At 68.9% G+C, this 20,926-nt stretch carries 14 protein-coding genes, 1 tRNA gene and 1 pseudogene; 4 read left to right on the top strand and 12 right to left on the bottom strand.

Translation table 11 applies throughout. The annotated features are described in order from the left end of the window. Positions 1 to 79: 79 nt before the first annotated feature. Complete coding sequence (locus WYM_RS02295) at positions 80 to 691, top strand: phosphoribosyltransferase (RefSeq protein WP_019179206.1); 612 nt, start codon at positions 80 to 82, stop codon at positions 689 to 691. Between the two features lie 49 nt (positions 692 to 740). Here the strand turns inward: WYM_RS02295 and WYM_RS02290 are convergent, their stop codons facing one another. Together WYM_RS02290 and polA are read right to left on the bottom strand one after the other, a co-directional pair. Then, positions 741 to 2,414: a DUF885 domain-containing protein gene (locus WYM_RS02290; RefSeq protein WP_019179205.1), complete on the bottom strand. Its 1,674-nt coding sequence runs from the start codon at positions 2,412 to 2,414 to the stop codon at positions 741 to 743. A gap of 45 nt (positions 2,415 to 2,459) precedes the next feature. Beyond that, positions 2,460 to 5,117 (bottom strand): DNA polymerase I, encoded by a 2,658-nt coding sequence (gene polA, locus WYM_RS02285; protein ID WP_026059481.1) that lies wholly within the window; start codon positions 5,115 to 5,117, stop codon positions 2,460 to 2,462. Positions 5,118 to 5,206: 89 nt separating this feature from the next. On the opposite strand from polA, the gene WYM_RS02280 reads away from it, so the two are divergent. After that, positions 5,207 to 5,653 (top strand): PaaI family thioesterase, encoded by a 447-nt coding sequence (locus WYM_RS02280; RefSeq protein WP_019179203.1) that lies wholly within the window; start codon positions 5,207 to 5,209, stop codon positions 5,651 to 5,653. A gap of 58 nt (positions 5,654 to 5,711) precedes the next feature. Here the strand turns inward: WYM_RS02280 and WYM_RS02275 are convergent, their stop codons facing one another. After that, positions 5,712 to 6,335, bottom strand: coding sequence for a response regulator (locus WYM_RS02275; RefSeq protein ID WP_019179202.1), 624 nt, complete (start codon positions 6,333 to 6,335; stop codon positions 5,712 to 5,714). Between the two features lie 45 nt (positions 6,336 to 6,380). Between WYM_RS02275 and WYM_RS02270 the strand changes: the two genes are divergently transcribed. Further along, positions 6,381 to 6,463: transfer RNA gene (locus WYM_RS02270), tRNA-Leu, on the top strand. A 180-nt stretch (positions 6,464 to 6,643) separates the two neighbouring features. On the opposite strand, the gene WYM_RS02265 is transcribed toward WYM_RS02270, so the two are convergent. Next, positions 6,644 to 7,567, bottom strand: coding sequence for a LysR family transcriptional regulator (locus WYM_RS02265; RefSeq protein WP_019179201.1), 924 nt, complete (start codon positions 7,565 to 7,567; stop codon positions 6,644 to 6,646). Between the two features lie 76 nt (positions 7,568 to 7,643). On the opposite strand from WYM_RS02265, the gene WYM_RS02260 reads away from it, so the two are divergent. Continuing rightward, positions 7,644 to 9,377 (top strand): L-aspartate oxidase, encoded by a 1,734-nt coding sequence (locus WYM_RS02260; protein WP_019179200.1) that lies wholly within the window; start codon positions 7,644 to 7,646, stop codon positions 9,375 to 9,377. Between the two features lie 73 nt (positions 9,378 to 9,450). Here WYM_RS02260 and WYM_RS02255 read toward each other — a convergent pair whose 3' ends face one another. The 8 genes and pseudogenes from WYM_RS02255 to WYM_RS02220 form a co-directional block, all read right to left on the bottom strand. Continuing rightward, a complete protein-coding gene (locus WYM_RS02255) occupies positions 9,451 to 9,837 on the bottom strand; it encodes a PLDc N-terminal domain-containing protein (RefSeq protein WP_019179199.1) in 387 nt (128 codons plus the stop codon). A 75-nt stretch (positions 9,838 to 9,912) separates the two neighbouring features. Then, complete coding sequence (gene pyk, locus WYM_RS02250) at positions 9,913 to 11,361, bottom strand: pyruvate kinase (RefSeq protein WP_019179198.1); 1,449 nt, start codon at positions 11,359 to 11,361, stop codon at positions 9,913 to 9,915. 47 nt (positions 11,362 to 11,408) lie between these two features. After that, positions 11,409 to 12,875 (bottom strand): glutamate synthase subunit beta, encoded by a 1,467-nt coding sequence (locus WYM_RS02245; protein ID WP_019179197.1) that lies wholly within the window; start codon positions 12,873 to 12,875, stop codon positions 11,409 to 11,411. Further along, the gene (gene gltB / locus WYM_RS02240) at positions 12,868 to 17,388 is read right to left on the bottom strand and encodes a glutamate synthase large subunit (protein ID WP_237739283.1); all 4,521 of its coding nucleotides are present in this window, start codon (positions 17,386 to 17,388) and stop codon (positions 12,868 to 12,870) included. The genes WYM_RS02245 and gltB overlap by 8 nt, the downstream gene beginning before the upstream one ends. Before the next feature lie 110 nt (positions 17,389 to 17,498). Further along, positions 17,499 to 18,545, bottom strand: coding sequence for a prolipoprotein diacylglyceryl transferase (gene lgt, locus WYM_RS02235; RefSeq protein WP_019179195.1), 1,047 nt, complete (start codon positions 18,543 to 18,545; stop codon positions 17,499 to 17,501). A 54-nt stretch (positions 18,546 to 18,599) separates the two neighbouring features. Then, a complete protein-coding gene (gene trpA, locus WYM_RS02230) occupies positions 18,600 to 19,409 on the bottom strand; it encodes a tryptophan synthase subunit alpha (protein ID WP_019179194.1) in 810 nt (269 codons plus the stop codon). Further along, entirely contained in the window at positions 19,406 to 20,662 is a 1,257-nt protein-coding gene (gene trpB / locus WYM_RS02225) for a tryptophan synthase subunit beta (protein ID WP_019179193.1), read from the bottom strand. The genes trpA and trpB overlap by 4 nt, the downstream gene beginning before the upstream one ends. After that, positions 20,659 to 20,926, bottom strand: a pseudogene (locus WYM_RS02220) (indole-3-glycerol phosphate synthase TrpC); the annotation flags it as partial. The pseudogene WYM_RS02220 and the gene trpB, both read right to left, overlap by 4 nt.

Here is a 20,926-nt window from a genome sequence, read left to right as displayed (position 1 = left end):
TTCGATTCAGCTGAATGAACCGCGCCAGGGAGTGGGGCATTCCCGACACAATCGCTCGCCGCGAGCGTAGCGTTGTCGCATGGCACTGTTCGCCGATCGCGATGCCGCGGGACGGGTGCTCGCTTCGGCGCTCGAGTCCTGGCGCGGGACGGATGCCGTCGTCCTCGGCATCCCGCGAGGAGGCGTGGTGACCGCGGCCGAAGTGTCGACGGCTCTCGGGCTGCCGCTGGATGCGGTCGTGGTGCGGAAGCTGGGAGCGACAGGGCATGAGGAGTTCGCCGTGGGCGCCATCGCGGACGGCGTGCGCATCGTCACCCCCTCGGCCGTGCGCTGGGCGGGGATGTCGGAGACCGACGTCGAACGCGTGGAGAAGGCGGAGCGGAACGAACTCGCACGACGGACCACTGCCTTCGGGGCGCCGTTCATCGATCTGGAGGGGCGCACCGCGATCGTCGTGGACGACGGCGTGGCCACCGGCTCGAGCGCGATCGCCGCGTGCCGCGCGCTGCGCAGCCGGCAGCCGTCACGCATCGTGCTGGCGGTGCCGGTCGCCCCGGCGAAGTGGAGCCCGCCCGCTGACGCTGTGGACGAATATGTCTGCCCGCACCGGGAGCGCGACTTCTGGGCCGTGGGGCAGTACTACGACGACTTCTCGCAGACGACCGACGCCGAGGTGACGGCTCTGCTGTAAGGGTCGACGGGCTCAGCGACCGGATCCGATCGCTGAGCCCGTCGATCGATCAGCGCGACAGCGCCGTGCGCAGCGTGTCGAGTCCGACACCGCCGATGTCGAGCGCACGCTTGTGGAACTGCTTGATCGAGAAGGCGTCGCCCTCCCGCTCGGCGACCTCGTCGCGCAGCTGCTCCCAGATGCGCTGGCCGACCTTGTACGACGGCGCCTGGCCCGGCCAGCCGAGATAGCGGTTGACCTCGAACTTCACGAACTCGTCGGACATGTTCACGTTGTGGCGCATGAACTCGAGGGCGAAGTCAGCGTCCCAGACGCCCTGGCCGTCGGGGCGCTCCTTGCCGAGATGCACACCGATGTCGAGAACGACGCGGGCCGCACGCATGCGCTGGCCGTCGAGCATGCCGAGGCGGTCGGCGGGATCGTCGAGGTAGCCGAGCTTCTCCATGAGGCGCTCGGCGTACAGCGCCCAGCCCTCGGCGTGACCCGACGTGCCCCCGAGAAGGCGACGGTACGAGTTGAGCTGTGCGCGGTTGTACACGGCCTGGGCGATCTGCAGGTGGTGCCCCGGAACGCCCTCGTGGTACACGGTGGTCAGCTCGCGCCAGGTGTCGAACTCCTCGACGCCCTCCGGCACGGACCACCACATGCGGCCGGGACGGGAGAAGTCGTCGGTGGGACCGGTGTAGTAGATGCCGCCCTCTCGGGTCGGCGCGATCATGCACTCGAGGCGACGAATCGGCTCCGGGATGTCGAAGTGGGTCTTGCCGAGCTCGGCGACAGCACGGTCGCTGGTCTCCTGCATCCACTTCTGAAGGGCATCGGTGCCGTGCAGCTTGCGGCTCGGATCCTGCTCGAGGAAGGCGACCGCCTCTTCGACGGACGCACCGGGCTTGATCTCGTGCGCGATGGCCTCCTGCTCGGCGACCATGCGGGCGAGCTCCTCCACGCCCCACTCGTACGTCTCGTCGAGGTCGATCGTGGCGCCGAGGAAGCGACGGGAGTGCAGTGCGTAGAGCTCCCGGCCGACCGCGTCGGCGTCTCCGGCGGCGGGCGCCAGCTCGGTGGAGAGGAACTGCGCGAGCGCGTCGTAGGCGACGCGCGCGGAGTTCGCTCTGTCGGCGAGGTCGCGCGCGAGCGATGCCGGCAGCTGCCCCTCGGCGGGAGCCGCCTCGGCGGCGAAGTTGGCGAAGAAGCCGCTGTCCTCGGTGTATCGGGCGATCTGCGTGACGACTTCGACGACCTGACGGCGAGCGGGCACGACGCCCCGAGAGATGCCTTCGCGGAGCGTCTCGACGTAGCCCTCGATCGCGCCGGGGACAGCTCCCAGCCGCGTCGCGATGACGGACCAGTCGTCCGGTGTCGCGGTCGGCATCAGGTCGAACACAGAGCGGATGTCCTGCGCGTGCGACGCGATCACGTTCAGGTCGCGGAGATGCCACTGCGCGTCATGCAGCTCGATGCCGAGCCCGATCTCGCGGGCGAGGTCTTCCTTGGTCACGGCGTCGATGTCGTCGGCCGGCGTCGCGGACTCCAGTTCCGCCAGGGTCTTGCGACCCTCGGCGATGAGGGCCTCCTGACCGGCGGGGCTGTAGTCGCCGAAGCGGTCGTTGAACTCCGAGCGGCCGATGTAGGTTGCGAGCGTCGGTTCGAGCTCGGCCAGGGTGTCCACCCACGCGTCAGCGATCTTGTCGATCTGCGTGGGAGTGCGGGTTTCTTCAGTCATGGATCCGAGCCTAGGGACGAGACGCGGTGCCGACAAACGCGGGTGTCAGTGTCCTGCCGAGTGCCAGTCGCCGCCGCGACCGATCTGCACGTCGAGCGGCACCGACAGCTGCGCGGCGTCGCCCATGCGCTCCCGCACGATCTGCTCGGCGGCATCCCACTCCCCCGGCGCGACTTCGACCACGAGCTCATCGTGGATCTGCAGCAGCACGCGGGACCGCAGCCCGCCGGCGGCGAAGTCGTCGTGGATGTGGAACAGCGCGATCTTCATGATGTCGGCCGCACTGCCCTGAATCGGGGCGTTGAGCGCCGCGCGTTCGGCGTTCTCGCGCAGCACCCGGTTGGGGCTGGCGAGGTCGGGGAACGGTCGGCGCCGCCCGAAGATCGTCTCGGTGTAGCCGTCGATACGCGCCTGTTCCACCGACGAGCGGAGGTAGTCGCGCACGGCGCCGAATCGCGCGAAGTACTCCATCATGAGCTGCTTCGCCTCGCTCTGCTCAATGCGCAGCTGCTTGGACAGGCCGAACGCCGAGAGCCCGTAGACCAGGCCGTACGACATGGCCTTGACCTTGGTGCGCATCGCGGGAGTGACCTCCTCCGGGACGACGGCGAAGACGCGCGCGCCGACGAACCGGTGCAGGTCCTCGCCGGAGTTGAACGCCTCGATGAGACCAGGATCCTCGGAGAGGTGCGCCATGATGCGCATCTCGATCTGGGAGTAGTCGGCGGTGAGGAGAGTCTCATAGCCCTCGCCCACGACGAATGCCGAGCGGATGCGGCGGCTCTCCTCCGTGCGGATCGGGATGTTCTGCAGGTTCGGGTCGGTGCTCGACAGGCGCCCGGTCTGGCTGCCGGTCTGCACGTAGGTGGTGTGGATCCGCCCGTCCGAACCGATCGCCTTGTCGCCGCCGATCGCGCTGTCGAGCGACTCGATGATCTGCCGCAGCTTCGTCGCCTCGCGGTGCTGAAGGAGGAGGTCGAGGAACGGATGCGGGTTCGTCTCCTGCAGATCTGCGAGCACGGCGGCATCGGTCGAATAGCCGGTCTTGGTCTTCCGGGTCTTCGGCAGCTGCAGCTCGTCGAAGAGCACCTCCTGCAGCTGCTTCGGGGAGCCGAGGTTCACCTCTCGTCCGATCGCCGCGAAGGCCGCCTGCGCGAGCACGTCCGCACGTTCGGCGAGCTCGCTCGAGAACTCCGCGAGCGTGTCGTGCGAGACCGCGACGCCGGCGAGCTCCATGTCTGCCAGGGCGCGCAGCGTCGGCAGCTCGATGTCGGCGAGCACGCTCGCCACACTCGGCGCGAGCTCGGCGCGCACGGCCTCCGCCACGCGCAGGGTGTACCACGACAGCTGGCCGGGCGTGGCGCCCTCGGTCTCAGGTACGAGCTGGGACGGATCGGCCTCCGGCAGCTTCTCATCGAGGTAGCGGTCGACCAGGTGGGCGAGCGTCTTGTCGGGGAAGCTCGGGCGCAGCAGCCAGCCAGCGACCATCACATCGAACTCGAGGCCGGCGAGGGTGAGACCCGAACGCCGGAGCGCCTTGACCTGGGGCTTGGCGTCGCTGAACACCTTCGGGGCGTCGGACGCGAGCCACGGCGCGAGCGCATCTCGGGCCTCGGGGGTGAGCTCCGACTCGACGGCATCCGTCATCGTGGCGAAGCCGATCCGTCGCGGCAGTCCTGCCTCGATCACGACGGTGACCCCGACATCGCCGGCCACGTCGCCGAGCCACGCGACCAGGTCGTCGGGGCCGACCTCGCGAGCCGTCGGCGCGAGCATCGCCGCTGCCGACGTCACGGCGGCCATCTGCTGCTCGATGCCGGCGAGCTCGGCCACTCGTGGGATGAGGGTCTTGAACTCCAGCCGCGCGAAGATGTCGCGCACCGCCTGTGCGTCCATCGGCTGCACTTCCAGGTCGGCCGGGCCGAGCGGCAGGTCGACGTCGGTCATCAGGCGGTTCAGCATGCGGTTGCGACGCACATCGTCGACGTGCTCGCGAAGGTTGTTGCCCACCACGCCCTTGATCGTCTCGGCGCCCTCCAGCAGCGCATCGAGCGAGCCGAACTGGGTGAGCCACTTGACGGCGGTTTTCTCCCCCACTTTGGGCACGCCGGGGAGGTTGTCGCTGGTCTCGCCGACGAGCGCGGCGATGTCGGGGTACTGCTCGGGTCGCACGCCGTAGCGGTCGATCACGGCCTGCCGGTCGTAGCGCTTCAGCTGCGAGACGCCCTGGACGTTCGGGTAGAGCAGCGTGATGTCGTCGTTCACGAGCTGGATCGTGTCGCGGTCGCCGGAGCACACCAGGACGTGGAAGCCGGCTTCGGCGCCTTGGCTCGCGAGCGTCGCGAGGATGTCGTCTGCCTCGATGTCCTGCTGCTGCAGCACCGGGATGCTCATCGCCGCGAGGCACTCCTGCAGCAGCGGGATCTGGCCCTTGAACTCGGACGGGGTCTCGGAGCGGTTCGCCTTGTACTCCGGATACTCCCGCGAGCGGAACGACTGACGGGACGTGTCGAACGCCACGGCCATGTGCGTGGGCTTCTCCGCCTTGATGAGGTTGATGAGCATGGCGAGGAACCCGTAGATGCCGTTGGTGTGCTGCCCGTCCTTCGTCGAGAAGTTGTCGACCGGGAGGGCGTAGAAGGCACGGTATGCCAGCGAATGGCCGTCCACGACGAGAAGGGTAGGCTTTGCGGAGTCCGTCACCCTGCAAGCCTAGCCAGGCCCGCGGACAGCCCGATCTCCCCGCCGCGGCGCACGACGGTCCGCCGCGGCGCTCCACCGAAGGTGTCGCCATGTCCGAGAAGTCCCTCGCCGACAGCCCTCTCGCCGACCAGGACGGCCTGCAGTGGGCGACGGGCCGCGGCATCGGCGCCCTGGCCGAGAAGATGGGCTTCGAGTGGCTCGAGTTCACCCCCGAGCGCGCGGTCGCCCGCATGCCCGTGGAGGGGAACACCCAGCCGGTCGGGCTCTTCCACGGCGGGGCCTACGTGGTGCTCGGCGAATCGCTCGGTTCGATGCACGCGAACTACCACGCCGGTCCGGGTCGCCTCGCGGTCGGCGTCGATATCAACGCCACGCACACCCGTTCGGCCACGTCGGGCCATGTCACCGGCGTGTGCACTCCGCTTCATCTGGGCCGGAGCCTCACCGTTCACGAGATCGTCGTGACCGACGACGAGGGCAGACGCTGCTCGACGGTGCGCATCACGAATCACATCAAGGATCTCCCGGCCGGCTGATCGCCAGGACAGGAACGGGGGACGGATGCCGCGGCATCCGTCCCCCGTGATGTTTCTGTCAGCCCTTCTTGGGCGCGAGCTGCTCGATGATCGCCTTGGCGACGTCCTGCATCGTGAGGCGGCGATCCATCGACGCCTTCTGGATCCAGCGGAACGCCTCGGGCTCGCTCAGGCCCATCTTCTCGTTGAGCAGTCCCTTGGCGCGGTCGACGAGCTTGCGGGTCTCGAAGCGCTCGACCATGTCGGCGACCTCGGCCTCGAGCGTGATGATCTGCTCGTAGCGGGCCAGCGCGATCTCGATCGCCGGCAGCAGGTCGTTGGGCGTGAAGGGCTTCACCACGTACGCCAGGGCACCGGCCTCGCTCGCACGCTCGACGAGCTCTTTCTGGCTGAAGGCGGTCAGGAGGACGACGGGGGCGATGTGGTTCTTGCTGAGCTTCTCGGCGGCCGAGATGCCGTCGAGCTGCGGCATCTTGACGTCCATGATGACGAGGTCGGGGCGCAGCTCGGTGGCCAGCTGCACGGCGGTCTCGCCGTCACCGGCCTCGCCGACGACGTCGAAGCCGTTGTCGCGGAGGATCTCGACGATGTCGAGTCGGATCAGCGATTCATCCTCGGCCACCACGACACGACGGGGGGTGGAAGCCGTCGATGCGGCGGTCTGCTCCTGCTCAGTCACCATTGAATCCTACGGTATGGTCAATCGCGGACGCGCCGCGAGGCGTGGGCCGGTGTGGCGGAATGGCAGACGCGACCGACTCAAACTCGGTTGCCCGCAAGGGCGTGTGGGTTCGACTCCCACCACCGGCACGGGATCGGGGAAGCCGCCCGGAGGGTGCCTTTCCCGGTGTCGTGCCGGTCGTGGGCTTGGAAAGAGCCCGCTTGTGGGTGGGACCACGCGGCCAGAGGCTCCGCGCGACGCGCCAGCGGCGCGTGGAGTGGCCGTGGGGACGACTCCCACCACCGGCACGCAAAGGCTCCGCGCCGCACTCAGGCGAGGCGCATCGTCGCGCCGGCCGAGGCGGCGAGCTCTCGGGCGGTGCCGACGATGGTCCGCTGCATCACCTCGACCGCGGTCGTCGGCGCGATGTCGGCCGGACGAGCGATGCTGATCGTCCTGGTCAGGGTCGGCGACGAGAGCCGCACGGCCCGCAGCCCCGGCCGGTTGATCAGCACCATGGCGGGGACGATCGCCACCCCGAGGCCGCGCTCCACGAAGCGCAGCACCGCATCCATCTCCGCGCCCTCGATCACCGCATTGGGACGCAGACCCGCGCCGCGGAACGCGTCGTCGGTGGTGGCACGCAGGTCGTAGCTCGAGCTGAAGACGATCTGCGGCATCGGCGCGACCTCTTCGAGGCTGACGGCGTCACGGCTGGTCACCGGCGGCGCGTCGCTCGACGAGATGACGACGAGCTCTTCGACGAGCAGCGGCGTGACGATGAAGCGGTCGGCGGAGGCCGAGTCGGATGTCGTGACCACGGCGAGGTCCAGTTCTCCGCCCGAGAGCTCTCCGAGCAGCCGGCGCGAACCGTGCTCCGACAGGTGGAGTTCGATCGCAGGGTGGGCTCGGTGGAATGCGCTGAAGACCTCTGCGACGAGGCTGATGCACAACGTGGGAGTCGCTCCCAGACGCACTCGGCCGCGCTGCAGCCCGGAGATCTCGGCGAACTCACGGCGCACCGACTCCGCGTCGGCGAGCATCCGCCGGGCGAGCGGCAGGAGCGACTCCCCCGCGGCGGTGAGCGAACTGCCGCCCCTCGTCCGATGGAACAGCTCGGCCCCGAGGTCCTGCTCGAGCGTGGCGATCTGCCTGCTCAAGGACGGCTGGGCGAGATGCAGTCGGTCCGCGGCCCGCGTGAAGTTGCCGACGTTCGCGACCTCTACGAAACCGCGCAGTTGCTCGAGGTTCATGTGAATAGCGTATCGCTATGGATCCGAGCAGAAAGATGCATTGGAGTAATCGTCGCGCCAGGCATACGTTCGAGGCATGACCACTGCAGAACGTCAGATCTCCACCACCGTCCTCGTCATCGGCACGGGCGGCTCCGGCCTTCGTGCCGCGATCGAGCTGGCGGAGGCCGGCGTCGACGTGCTCGCCCTCGGCAAGCGACCCAGATCGGACGCCCACACATCGCTCGCCGCCGGCGGCATCAATGCCGCGCTCGGCACCATGGATGCCGATGACTCCTGGCAGCAGCACGCCGCCGACACGCTCAAGGAGAGCTACCTGCTCGCCAACCCGCACACCGTCGAGATCGTCACGTCGGGGGCGGCGCGCGGCATCGAAGACCTCGAGCGCTACGGCATGCCGTTCGCCCGCGAGGACGACGGCCGCATCTCGCAGCGCTTCTTCGGAGCGCACACCTACCGTCGCACCGCCTTCGCCGGCGACTACACCGGACTCGAGATCCAGCGGACATTGATCAATCGGGCCGCTCAGCTGCAGGTGCCCGTCCTCGACACCGTCTACATCACGCGCATCCTGGTCAACGACGACGGCGCGGTGTTCGGCGCCTACGGGTTCGATCTCGACGACGGCACGCGGTATCTGATCCACGCCGACGCCGTGATCCTCGCGGCCGGTGGACACAACCGCATCTGGCGACGCACCTCGTCGCGCCGCGACGAGAACACCGGCGACTCCTTCCGTCTCGCGGTGGAGGCCGGCGGCCGGCTGCGCGATCCCGAGCTCGTGCAGTTCCATCCCAGCGGCATCATCGAACCCGAGAACGCCGCGGGCACGCTCATCTCGGAGGCCGCGCGCGGTGAGGGCGGAATCCTGCGGAACGGACTCGGCGAGCGGTTCATGCACAGGTACGACCCCGAGCGGCTCGAGCTGTCGACCCGCGATCGCGTGGCGCTCGCGTGCTACACCGAGATCAAGGAAGGCCGCGGCACCCCCAACGGCGGCGTCTGGCTGGATGTGTCCCATCTCCCGCGCGAGACGATCATGACCCGGCTCCCCCGGGTCTACCAGACGATGCTCGAGCTGCAGATGCTCGACATCACGAAGCAGCCGATCGAGATCGCCCCTACCGCGCACTACTCGATGGGCGGCGTGTGGGTGCGCTCCGAGGATCACTCGACCGACGTGCCGGGACTGTACGCGATCGGCGAGGCGTCCTCCGGACTGCACGGCGCGAACCGGCTCGGCGGCAACTCGCTGATCGAGCTGCTGGTCTTCGGGCGGATCGTCGGTCAGGCCGCGGCGGCCTACTCGGCCTCGCTTGCGGCGCAGAAGAGGTCGGCCGCAGCCGTCACGCAGGCGCGCACCGAGATCGCCGATCTGCTCGGGGCGTCCGGAACAGAGAACGTGCGGGCACTGCAGCGCGCGATCCGCGACGTCATGACGGAGCACGCCGGAGTCGTCCGCGACGACGAGGGGCTGCGCGCCGGGCTCGCAGAGCTCGACGTGATCGAGGGCCGGATGACCGACATCGGCGTGCATCCCGACATCGCCGGCTACCACGATCTCGCGCACGCCTTCGATCTCAAGTCGGCGGCGCTGGCCGCGCGAGCCACCCTCGAGGCGGCGCTGGAGCGCCGTGAGACACGCGGATGCCACAACCGCAGCGACTATCCCGACCTCGACCCCGGCCTGCAGGTGAACCTCGTCTGGTCACCGTCGACCGGCGTGGTCCGCGAAGAGATCCCGCCGATCCCGCGCGGGATCGCCGACCTCATGCGCGAGGTGTCGGTCGCCGGCAAGCTCGTGGAGTAGCCCGCCGTCGCAGACGAAGAGGTGAGCGGATGCCGGAGCCCCCGGCATCCGCTCACCACGTGGTGCGTACGGCTCAGGCGCCGAAGTACTGGTTTCCGAGCGCCTTGCTCTTGAGGGCGTCGAACTCGCCCTGAGTGATGGTGCCCGCGTCCAGCAGCTTCTTGGCATGTGCGATGTCTTCGGACGGGCTGGAGGATGCCGCCGGACGGTAGTCGTCGCTCTCGGCGACGACGCCGCGCGACACCTGCAGGCGCTGGGCCATGCCCTTGCCCCGGGCGATGATGTAGATGAGCGCGGTCAGGAACGGCACGAAGACCAGCGCGATGATCCACAGGGCCTTGAAGCCGCCGTTGAGGGAGTGGTCGCGGAAGAGGTCGGTGATGATGAGGATCACGACGTACAGGTATGCGATGAAGTAGAAGCTCCACAGCAGGAACCAGAAGAAGTCTTGGAGAAACACGGCGAGGCACCTTCCCACGAGAAAACGGGCTGTCGCGATCACCTTAGTGCTCGCGACAGCCCGTGAGAACGGTGTTCAGTCCCGCGACTTGTAGATGGGCGCCTTGCCGTGGACCGCGTCGCCGACCTTGTGGATGCGGATGTCGTTCGTCGACCCGATGATTCCGGGAGGAGAACCCGAGATGACCACGACCTTGTCGCCGACCTTCGCGAGATCGTTCGCGAGCAGGAAGTCGTCGACCTGGATGAACATCAGATCGGTGTGCGCGACGTGCTCGACGAGCGAGGACTGCACGCCCCACGTGATCGCCATGCGGCGGCGGATCGCCGGCTCGGGAGTGAAGCCGATCATCGGGATGCGAGGGCGCAGACGCGACATGCGACGCGCGGTGTCGCCGGACTCGGTGAAGATGCAGAGGTACTTCGCCTCGACGAAGTCCGCCACCTCCATCGCGGCCAGCGTGATCGCGCCGCCCTGCGTGCGCGGCTTGGTGTTGAGCGGCTGAATGCGCTCCAGGCCGTGCTCCTCGGTGGAGTCGATGATGCGCGCCATCGTCTCGACGACGCCGACCGGGTATTTTCCGACGCTGGTCTCGCCCGAGAGCATGACCGCGTCCGCACCGTCGAGGACGGCGTTGGCGACGTCGCTCGTCTCGGCGCGCGTGGGAACCGGGTTCTCGATCATGGACTCGAGCATCTGGGTGGCGACGATGACGGGCTTCGCCATACGGCGGCACAGCTCGACCGCGCGCTTCTGCACGATCGGCACAGCCTCCAGCGGAAGCTCGACGCCCAGGTCGCCGCGGGCGACCATGATGCCGTCGAACGCGTCGATGATCTCCTCGAGGTTGTCGACCGCCTGCGGCTTCTCGATCTTGGCGATGACGGGCACGTGACGCCCCTCCTCCGCCATGATGACGTGCACGCGCTGGACGTCCTTCGCGCTGCGCACGAACGACAGCGCGATGAGATCTGCGCCGGCCTGAAGGCCCCAGCGGAGGTCCGCCTCGTCCTTATCGGAGAGCGCAGGGACGTTGACGGCGACGCCGGGCAGGTTGATGCCCTTGTTGTTCGACACCGGGCCGCCGACGATGACCTTGGTGGTGACGACGGTGCCGTCGGTCTCGACGACCTCGACGCGCACCTTGCCGTCGTCGATCAGGAGGAAGTCTCCGGGGTTGACGTCGTTCGGAAGACCCTTGAACGTCGTCCCGACGATCTCCTTCGTACCCAGGATGTCTTCGGTCGTGATCTTGAAGATGTCGCCGACGGCGAGCTCGTGCGGGCCGTTCTCGAACTTTCCGAGCCGGATCTTCGGGCCCTGGAGGTCGACGAGGACGGCGACAGCGCGTCCGGCGTCGTCAGCGGCCTTTCGCACATTGGCGAAGTTGTTGTCGTGGACCGAGTAGTCCCCGTGGCTCAGGTTGAATCGGGCGACGTCGACACCGGCATCGATGATCGCGCGGACCATCTCATACGTCGATGTGGCGGGACCCAGGGTGGCGACGATCTTGGCGCGTCTCATCCGTGGTTTCTCCGGGTGTTGGGAAGGTGGCGAATGCCTCGGCCAGCCTACGCGGGCTGCAGGCCGATGGCGACATCGTGCGGGCGGACGGGCGAGGGAAGCTGAGTCTCGCCCATGAGGAAGCGGTCGACGCCCGCGGCGGCGGCGCGGCCCTCCGCGATCGCCCACACGATGAGCGACTGCCCGCGACCGGCGTCGCCGGCCACGAAGACGCCCGGCGCATTCGTCTGGTAGTCCTCCTCGCGGCGGATGCTCCCCCGGTCGCTGAACTGGGCGCCGAGCTGCTCCTCGAGGAGGGTCCGCTCAGGGCCGGTGAATCCCATCGCGATCAGCACCAGGTCGGCGGGGATCTCGCGCTCGGTGCCGCTCTTGGGCACGCGGCGGCCGTCGACGAACTCGGTCTCGGCGACGCGCAGCGCGCGCACCTCACCGACGTCGTTCGAGAGGAACTCCACCGTCGATGCGAGGAAGGACCGCTCGCCGCCCTCCTCGTGCGCCGACGCCATCTCGAAGAGAGTGGGCGTCATGGGCCAGGGCTGGTGCTCCGGACGCTCGCCGGGAGGCTGCTTGCCGATGGCGAGGTTGGTCACGCTGAGAGCGCCGTGGCGGTGGGCGGTGCCGATGCAGTCCGCGCCGGTGTCGCCGCCGCCGATGACGACGACGTGCTTGCCCTCGGCCGTGATCTGGTTGGGGACCGCGTCACCGGCGACCGCCTTGTTCGACTCGACGAGGTACTCCATCGCGAAGTGCACGCCGGCGAGGTCGCGCCCCGGGATCGGAAGGTCTCGCGGGACCGTCGCTCCGGTGGTGACCACGACGGCGTCGTAGCGGGCGCGCAGGTCGCTCCACGAGATGTCCTTGCCGATCTCGACGCCGGCGCGGAACCGCGTGCCCTCGTCCTGCATCTGGCGAAGACGCGCCTCGAGGTGCTTCTTCTCCATCTTGAAGTCGGGGATGCCGTAGCGCAGCAGTCCGCCGATCCGGTCGTCGCGCTCGAACACGGCCACGGTGTGGCCGGCGCGCGTGAGCTGCTGAGCGGCAGCCAGGCCGGCGGGGCCGGAGCCCACCACGGCGACGGTCTTGCCGGTCAGGCGTCCCGGCGGCTCGGGCTCGACCCAGCCGTGGCCGAAGGCCTCGTCGATGATCGAGACCTCGACCTGCTTGATGGTCACGGCGGGCTGGTTGATGCCGAGGACGCACGAGCTCTCGCACGGCGCCGGGCACAGCCGGCCGGTGAACTCCGGGAAGTTGTTCGTCGCGTGCAGGCGCTCGATCGCGGCCCGGCCCTCGCCGCGCCACATCAGGTCGTTCCACTCCGGGATCAGGTTGCCCAGCGGGCATCCCTGGTGGCAGAACGGCACGCCGCAGTCCATGCAGCGTCCCGCCTGCCGGCGGATGACGGCGGAATCGCCCGGCTCATAGACCTCTTTCCAGTCCATGATGCGCACCGGCACCGGCCGCCGCGGGGGCAGCTCTCGCTCGGTGACCTTGAGAAAGCCCTTGGGGTCAGCCACCTGTCACCTCCAGGATCCGGTGCCAGACGACATCGCCGTCGGGGTCCAGCCCCTCGGCGACCGCCGCCTGGCGGGTCTGCAGCACCGCGGCGTAGTCGCGCGGCATCACCCTGACGAAATTGTCGACCTCTGCCTCGAAGTCATCGAGCAGAGCGCGTGCGAGGGTCGACTCGGTCTCTGCGGCGTGCTGCTCGAGCAGGTCGCGCAGGATCTCGGCATCGCCGGCGCCCAGCTCGCCCAGTTCGAGCTCGCCCGAGGCCAGGGCCTCACGGTTGACGAGCTTGCGATCGAGCTTGTAGACGTAGGCGGTGCCGCCCGACATCCCCGCGCCGAGGTTGCGGCCGGTGGCGCCGAGGATCACGGCGAGGCCGCCGGTCATGTACTCGAGGGCGTGGTCGCCGACGCCCTCGACCACCGCGGTGGCGCCGGAGTTGCGCACGAAGAACCGCTCCCCCACGACTCCTCGAAGGAACATCGTCCCCTGCGTGGCGCCGTAGCCGATCACGTTGCCGGCGATGACGTTCTTCGAGGCGTCGAAGGCCGCGCGCCGCGGCGGGCGGATCACGATCTGACCGCCCGAGAGGCCCTTGCCGACGTAGTCGTTGGAGTCGCCCTCGAGCCGCAGGGTGATGCCGGCCGGCATGAACGCTCCGAAGGACTGGCCGGCCGAGCCCGTCAGGTTCACCACGATGCTGCCGGAGGGCAGCCCGTTCTCGCCGCGGGCGCGCGTCACGTGGTGCCCGAGAAGGGTGCCGACGGCGCGCTCGGTGTTGCGGATCGGCAGGTCGATGGTGACCTCGCCGCCGTGCGCGATGACGTCCTGCGCGCGCTCGAGGAGAGCGACGTCGAAGTGCTCGTCGAGCTCGTGCAGCTGCGCCGTCGTGTTGCGACGCGGCTCGTCATCGGCGAAAGCCGGGCCCTCGAGCACGGGCGTCAGGTCGAGACCGCTGGCCTTCCAGTGCCGGACCGCTCCCGCGACGTCGAGCAGGTCGCTGCGGCCGATCGCCTCGTCGAGCGAGCGGAAGCCGAGCTCGGCGAGGTACTCGCGCACCTCTTCGGCGATGAACTCCATGAAGTTCACGACGAACTCGGGCTTGCCGTTGAAGCGCTGGCGGAGCACGGGGTTCTGCGTCGCAACGCCCACCGGGCAGGTGTCGAGATGGCACACACGCATCATGATGCAGCCCGAGACGACCAGCGGTGCCGTGGCGAAGCCGAACTCCTCGGCGCCCAGCAGCGCGCCGATGATGACGTCGCGCCCGGTCTTGAGCTGACCGTCGACCTGCACCACGACGCGGTCGCGCATGCCGTTGAGCATGAGCGTCTGCTGCGTCTCGGCGAGGCCCAGCTCCCACGGGGTGCCGGCGTGCTTCAGCGAGTTCAGCGGGCTGGCGCCGGTGCCGCCGTCATGGCCCGAGACCAGGATCACGTCGGCGAGAGCCTTGGCCGTACCCGCAGCGACCGCGCCGATGCCCGACTGGCTCACGAGCTTGACGTGGACACGAGCACCCGGATTGGCGCGCTTCAGATCGAAGATCAGCTGCTTGAGGTCTTCGATGGAGTAGATGTCGTGGTGCGGGGGCGGGGAGATGAGACCCACGCCCGCCGTCGCATGCCGCGTGCGGGCGACCCAGGGATAGACCTTGGTCGGCGGCAGCTGGCCGCCCTCACCCGGCTTGGCACCCTGGGCGAGCTTGATCTGGATGTCGTCGGCCTCGGTGAGGTAGAGGCTCGTGACACCGAACCGGCCGGAGGCGACCTGCTTGATCGAGCTGCGACGCTCGGGGTCGAGCAGCCGGTCGACGTCCTCGCCGCCCTCGCCCGTGTTCGACTTGCCGCCGAGACGGTTCATCGCGATCGCCAGGGTCTCGTGGGCCTCCTTGGAGATCGAGCCGTAGCTCATCGCACCCGTGGAGAAGCGCTTGACGATGGACGACACCGGCTCGACCTCGTCGATCGGCACCGGCGCGCGTCCTTCGGTCTTCAGCGAGAAGAGGCCGCGCAGCGTCTTCAGCTCGCCCGCCTGCTGGTCGACCAGCTGCGTGTACTCGCGGAAGATGTCGTACCGGCGCGTGCGCGTGGAGTGCTGCAGCCGGAAGACCGTGTCGGGGTTGAACAGGTGGGGCGAGCCGTCGCGCCGCCACTGGTATTCGCCGCCGGTCCAGAGGCGCTCGTGCGCGCGGACCGCGGCATCCTCCGGGTAGGCGTACTCGTGGCGCGCGGCGTTCTCGGCCGCGATGACGTCCAGTCCCACGCCGCCGAGCTTCGACTCGGTGCCGGTGAAGTAGGCGTCGACGAAGTCCTGCGACAGCCCGACCGCCTCGAACACCTGCGCGCCGGCGTACGACGAGACCGTCGAGATGCCCATCTTCGACATGATCTTCAGCACGCCCTTGCCGAGCGCGTAGATCAGGTTGCGCACCGCCTTCTCGGGCGCGATGCCGGTGATCAGGCCGGCGCGCACGAGATATTCGACCGTCTCCATCGCGAGATAGGGATTGACCGCCGACGCGCCGTATCCGATGAGGGTGGCGACGTGGTGCACCTCGCGCACATCGCCCGCCTCGACCACCAGGCCGCACTTCATGCGAGTCTGCTTGCGGATGAGGTGGTGGTGCACCGCGGCGAGCATCAGCAGCGACGGGATGGGCGCGAGGTCCTTGTTGGAGTCGCGGTCGGACAGCACGATGAACTCGGCGCCGTCCTCGATGGCCTGGTCGACCTCGGCGCACATCTGCTCGAGGCGCTTCTTCATGCCCTTGTGACCGGCCTCGACGCGATACAGACCGCGGATCGTCACCGACGTGCGGCCGGGGAGCGCCGTGTCGATGTGCTGGATCTTCGCGAGCTCGTCGTTGTCGATGACCGGGAAGTCGAGCGTCACCACGCGGGTGTGCTCGGCGCCCCATTCCAGCAGGTTGCGCTCGGGCCCGAGGCCCAGAGCGAGAGAGGTCACAACCTCTTCGCGGATCGAGTCCAGCGGCGGGTTGGTCACCTGCGCGAACTGCTGCGTGAAGTAGTCGAAGAGCAGGCGCGGACGCTCGCTGAGCACCGCGACGGGGGTGTCGGATCCCATCGCGCCGAGCGGTTCGGCGCCGGCCTGGCCCATGGGCGCGAGAAGGATCTTCACCTCCTCCTCGGTGTAGCCGAAGGTGCGCTGACGGCGCGTGATCGATGCGATGGGGTGCACGATGTGCTCGCGCTCGGGAAGATCGGCCAGTCGCACGCGACCGGCGTCGAGCCACTCCTGCCACGGCTCGAGCTCGGCGAGCTGGGTCTTGATCTCGTCGTCCTCGACGATCCGGCGCTGCGCCGTGTCGACGAGGAACATCCGCCCGGGACGCAGGCGTCCGCGGCGCTTGATGCGCTCGGGCTCGAAGTCGAGCACGCCGGTCTCGCTGCCGATGACGATGAGGCCGTCGGTCGTCTCGGTCCACCGCCCGGGGCGGAGGCCGTTGCGGTCCAGAGTCGCGCCGACGAGTGTGCCGTCGGTGAAGATGAGCGCGGCCGGCCCGTCCCACGGCTCCATCTGCATCGAGTGGAACTCGTAGAACGAGCGCAGCTTGGGGTCGATGTCGGCCTGCTTCTCGTATGCCTCGGGCACCATCATCATGATGGCGTGCGGGAGGCTTCGCCCGGTCAGGGTGAGAAGCTCGAGGACCTCGTCGAAAGAGGCGGAGTCGCTGGCGCCCGGGGTGCAGATCGGCAGAAGCGGCTGGATGTCGCCGAGCAGCTCCGACTCGAGCTGGGACTGCCGCGCCCGCATCCAGTTGCGGTTGCCGTTGACGGTGTTGATCTCGCCGTTGTGGGCGAGCATGCGCAGCGGCTGCGCCAGCGGCCACGACGGGAAGGTGTTGGTCGAGTACCGCGAGTGGACGACGGCAAGCTCCGAGGCGAAGCGCTCGTCCTGCAGGTCGGGGTAGAACGGCTCGAGCTGAAGCGTGGTGACCATGCCCTTGTAGCCGAGCGTCCGCGCCGACAGCGACACGAAGTAGGCGTCGAGCTCGGTGCGGGCGCGCTTGCGCAGGCGGAACGTGCGGCGGTCGAGGGCGATCCCCGACAGCGCCGGACTGTCGCCGACGGCGGGCCGCGATACGAAGAGCTGCTCGAAGGCCGGCCGGGCGGCGAACGCGAGCTTGCCGAGGTTCTCGTCGGAGGTGGGCACCTCGCGCCAGCCGAGCACCGTGAGGTTCTCGGATGCCGCGATCCGCTCGATCCCGCTCTTCTGGGCCGCGCGGGCCTCGTCGTCACGGGGAAGGAACACCATCCCGGCCGCGTACTCCCCCACCGGGGGCAGCTCGAAATCGACCACGGCGCGCAGGAACGCGTCGGGCATCTGTGTCAGGATGCCCGCCCCGTCGCCGGTGCCGGCGTCGGAGCCGATCGCGCCCCGATGTTCGAGGTTGCGCAGCGCCGTCAGGGCCAGGTCGATGATGTCGTGACCTGCCTCGCCGCGCAGAGTCGCGACCATCGCCAGACCGCACGCGTCCTTCTCGAAGGCCGGGTTGTACATGCCCTGCTTCTTCGGAAGACCCGCGAGGCCTGCCGATGCGGGGGTGTTCGCCTCCTGCGAGGCGAGACGACGGGGGCTCGAAGCCATTCCTACCGTCCTCACGTTGATACTCAAGATGGGACGACGTCGGCCCTGGGTCGCGATTCTCGGAGGAGACCGCGTGTGATCGTGGCGACCCGGATCACCGGGTGGGGCTCACGGCTGCGCTTGTGGCGCCGATCCCGCGACCTCGGACGTCGGGGGTCGGTGACGTCGACGAAGTCGTCGGTGTCCTGCGATTGTACAGCCTGTCCGGCGTTCCACTCGCGGCCGGACACATAGGGCGACGGCTCGAAGCCGAGGTGCCGCCTCTTCTGCACGAAGAAGATCACCAGACCCAGGACGACACCGGCGATCGCGGCCCACACGTTGGTGCGGATGCCGAGGAAGATCTCGCTCGGATCGATGCGGATCGACTCCCACACGATGCGACCGGCGCTGTACCAGACGAGGTAGAGGGCGAACAGGCGCCCCCACTGCAGCCGGAACTGCCGGCCGGCCCACAGCAGGAAGATCACGCCGAGTCCATTCCACAGCACTTCGTACAGGAAGGTCGGGTGGAACAGCGTGCCTTCGGGGAGCCCGATCGGCCAGGCGGCGTTCGGGTAGTCGATCTCGAGGCCCCATGGAACATCGGTCGGCAGGCCGAACAGCTCCTGGTTGAACCAGTTGCCGAATCGGCCGATCGCCTGGGCGAGCAGGAGTCCCGGCGCGAGGGCATCGGCGAAGGTCCAGAACCGGATGCCGGTCCACCGGCAGCCGAGCCATGCACCCACCGCGCCGCCGATGAGAGCGCCGTAGATGGCGATGCCGCCCTCCCAGATGTACAGCGCCGAGAGCGGATTCGCCCCTTCGCCGAAGTAGAAGTCCCAGTGGGTGACGACGTGGTAGGCCCGGGCGACGATGATCGCCAGCGGCACGGCCAGCAGTGCGATGTCGATGACGACCCACGGCTCCGCTCCGCGCTTGGTCAGCCGGTGGTTGGTCAGGAACACCGCGGCGATGATGCCCGTGATGATGCACAGCGCGTAGATGTGGATACGCAGCGGGCCGAGGTCGAAATAGCTGATCGACGGGCTCGGGATGCTGGCGACGACGCTCGCGGCGGCGGTGATCATGGGAGAACCGTGTCCTTGCTGGTGGGTGGGCCGGCGGCGGCCGACGTCAGAAGTCTAATTCCCGGCGCGTCCGGTGCCCGCTGCGAGTCCGCGGGCGGTCTCGGCGAGGCCGGGAAGCCCGCCGTCGCGCAGCGCGCGCACCAGAGCGGTGCCGACGATCGCGCCGTCGGAGTACTCCAGCACCCCGGCCACCTGGTCGGCGGTCGAGATGCCGATGCCGACGCACGCGCGCAGCTGGGCGTCCTGCGCATCTGCCCGCTCGTGCAGCCGGTGAACGAGGGTGCGGGCGGCGGCGTCCAGCTGGGTCCGCTCCCCTGTGATCCCCATGGTCGAGACGGTGTACACGAAGCCGGTGGACTGGCCGATGATGAGATCGAGTCGCTCGTCGGTCGACGTCGGAGCGGCGAGGAACACGCGATCGAGGTTCGTGCGCCGGCTCGCGGCGATCCACTCGGCCGCGGCATCGGGGGTGATGTCGGGCGTGATCAGTCCGGCGCCTCCCGCGGCGGCGAGGTCGTCGGCGTAGCGGTCGACGCCGTACTGCAGCACCGGGTTCCAATAGGTCATGACCAGAACCGGCACATCGACGCGGCGCGTGATCTCGCGGACCGCGGTGAACGTGTCGCGCAGCCGGAACCCGTTCGCGAGGGCGGCCTGGGTCGCCTCCTGGATGATGGGACCGTCCATCACCGGATCGGAGTACGGCGGGCCGAGCTCGAGGATGTCGGCCCCGTTCTCGGCGAGGGTGACGGCGGCCTCGATGCTGGTGTCGAGATCCGGGAAGCCCAGCGGCAGGTAGCCGACGAAGGCGCCCCGGCCCGCGGCGTTCGCGGCATCGATCGCCGCGGCGACACGAGAGCTCACAGCTTCGTCCCCTCGCCCTTGGCGGCGTCGTCAGCCGGGGGCGCGACGACGGCCGGTGCCGCGTCGTAGAGCTCGAAGTACCGCGCCGCGGTGTCCATGTCCTTGTCTCCGCGACCCGACAGGCAGACCGCGAGGATCGCGTCCGGCCCGAGCTCGCGGCCGATGCGGAGAGCGCCGGCCAGTGCGTGCGCGGACTCGATGGCGGGGATGATGCCTTCGGTCTCCGACAGCAGCCGCAACGCCTGCATGGCCTCGTCGTCGGTGGCGGGGATGTACTGCGCTCGGCCGATGGCGGCGAGCCAGGCGTGCTCGGGCCCGACACCCGGGTAGTCCAGGCCCGCCGAGATCGAGTGCGATTCGATCGTCTGGCCGTCCTCGTCCTGCAGCACGAAGGTCTTGGCGCCGTGGAGGATGCCCGGCCGGCCGCGCTCGATCGACGCGGCGTGACGGACGGTGTCGACGCCGTCGCCCGCCGCCTCGACGCCGTAGAGGGCGACGCCCTCGTCGTCGAGGAACGCGTCGAACATGCCGATGGCGTTCGAGCCTCCGCCGACGCACGCCAGCACGGCATCCGGAAGCCGGCCCGCCTCATCGAGGAGCTGTGCGCGCGCCTCATCGGAGATGACCTTCTGGAAGTCGCGCACCATGGCCGGGAACGGGTGCGGCCCGGCGGCGGTGCCGAAGATGTAGTTCGTGTTCTCGACGCTCGCCACCCAGTCCCGATAGGCGTCGTTGATCGCGTCCTTGAGGGTGCGTGAGCCGGTCTTGACCGGCACCACCTCCGCCCCCAGCAGACGCATGCGAGCGACGTTGAGCGCCTGGCGCTCGGTGTCGACCTCGCCCATGTAGATGGTGCACTCCAGACCGAACAGCGCGGCGGCGGTCGCGGTCGCAACCCCGTGCTGGCCGGCGCCGGTCTCGGCGATGACCCTGGTCTTGCCCAGGCGCTGCGTGAGCAGGGCCTGGCCGAGCACGTTGTTGATCTTGTGCGAGCCGGTGTGATTGAGGTCCTCGCGCTTGAGGAAGATGCGGGCACCGCCGGCGTGGGCCGCGAATCGCGGTACCTCGGTGATCGGCGACGGTCGCCCGGCGTACGAGTGGAGCAGGCGGACGAACTCCGCCCGGAAAGCCGGGTCGGCCTTGGCGGCCTCGTACTCGGCGGTCAGCTCGTCGATGGCCGCGATGAGCGACTCGGGCATGTAACGCCCGCCGAACTCGCCGAAGAAGGGGCCGGATGCTTCGCGAAGACTCATGCGCCTGCCTCCAGGAATGCGCGAAGGGTGGAGACGGGGTCGCTCGTGACGAGGGCCTCGCCGACGAGCACGACATCGGCGCCTGCTGCACGGTAATGGGCGACGTCCGCCGGCTGGAGCACCGCGGACTCGGCGACCTTGACGGCGCCGGCCGGGATGCGCTCCGCGAGCCGTCCGAACAGATCGCGATCGAGCTCGAAGGTCGACAGGTCGCGGGCGTTGATGCCCACGAGACGTGCGCCGATCTCGGCTGCCCGGTCGACC

Origin of the sequence: Microbacterium yannicii PS01 (assembly GCF_000304335.1) — a bacterium.
In the GTDB taxonomy this organism is placed as follows: domain Bacteria; phylum Actinomycetota; class Actinomycetes; order Actinomycetales; family Microbacteriaceae; genus Microbacterium; species Microbacterium yannicii_A.
This window is presented reverse-complemented; position numbering and strand designations above follow the sequence as displayed.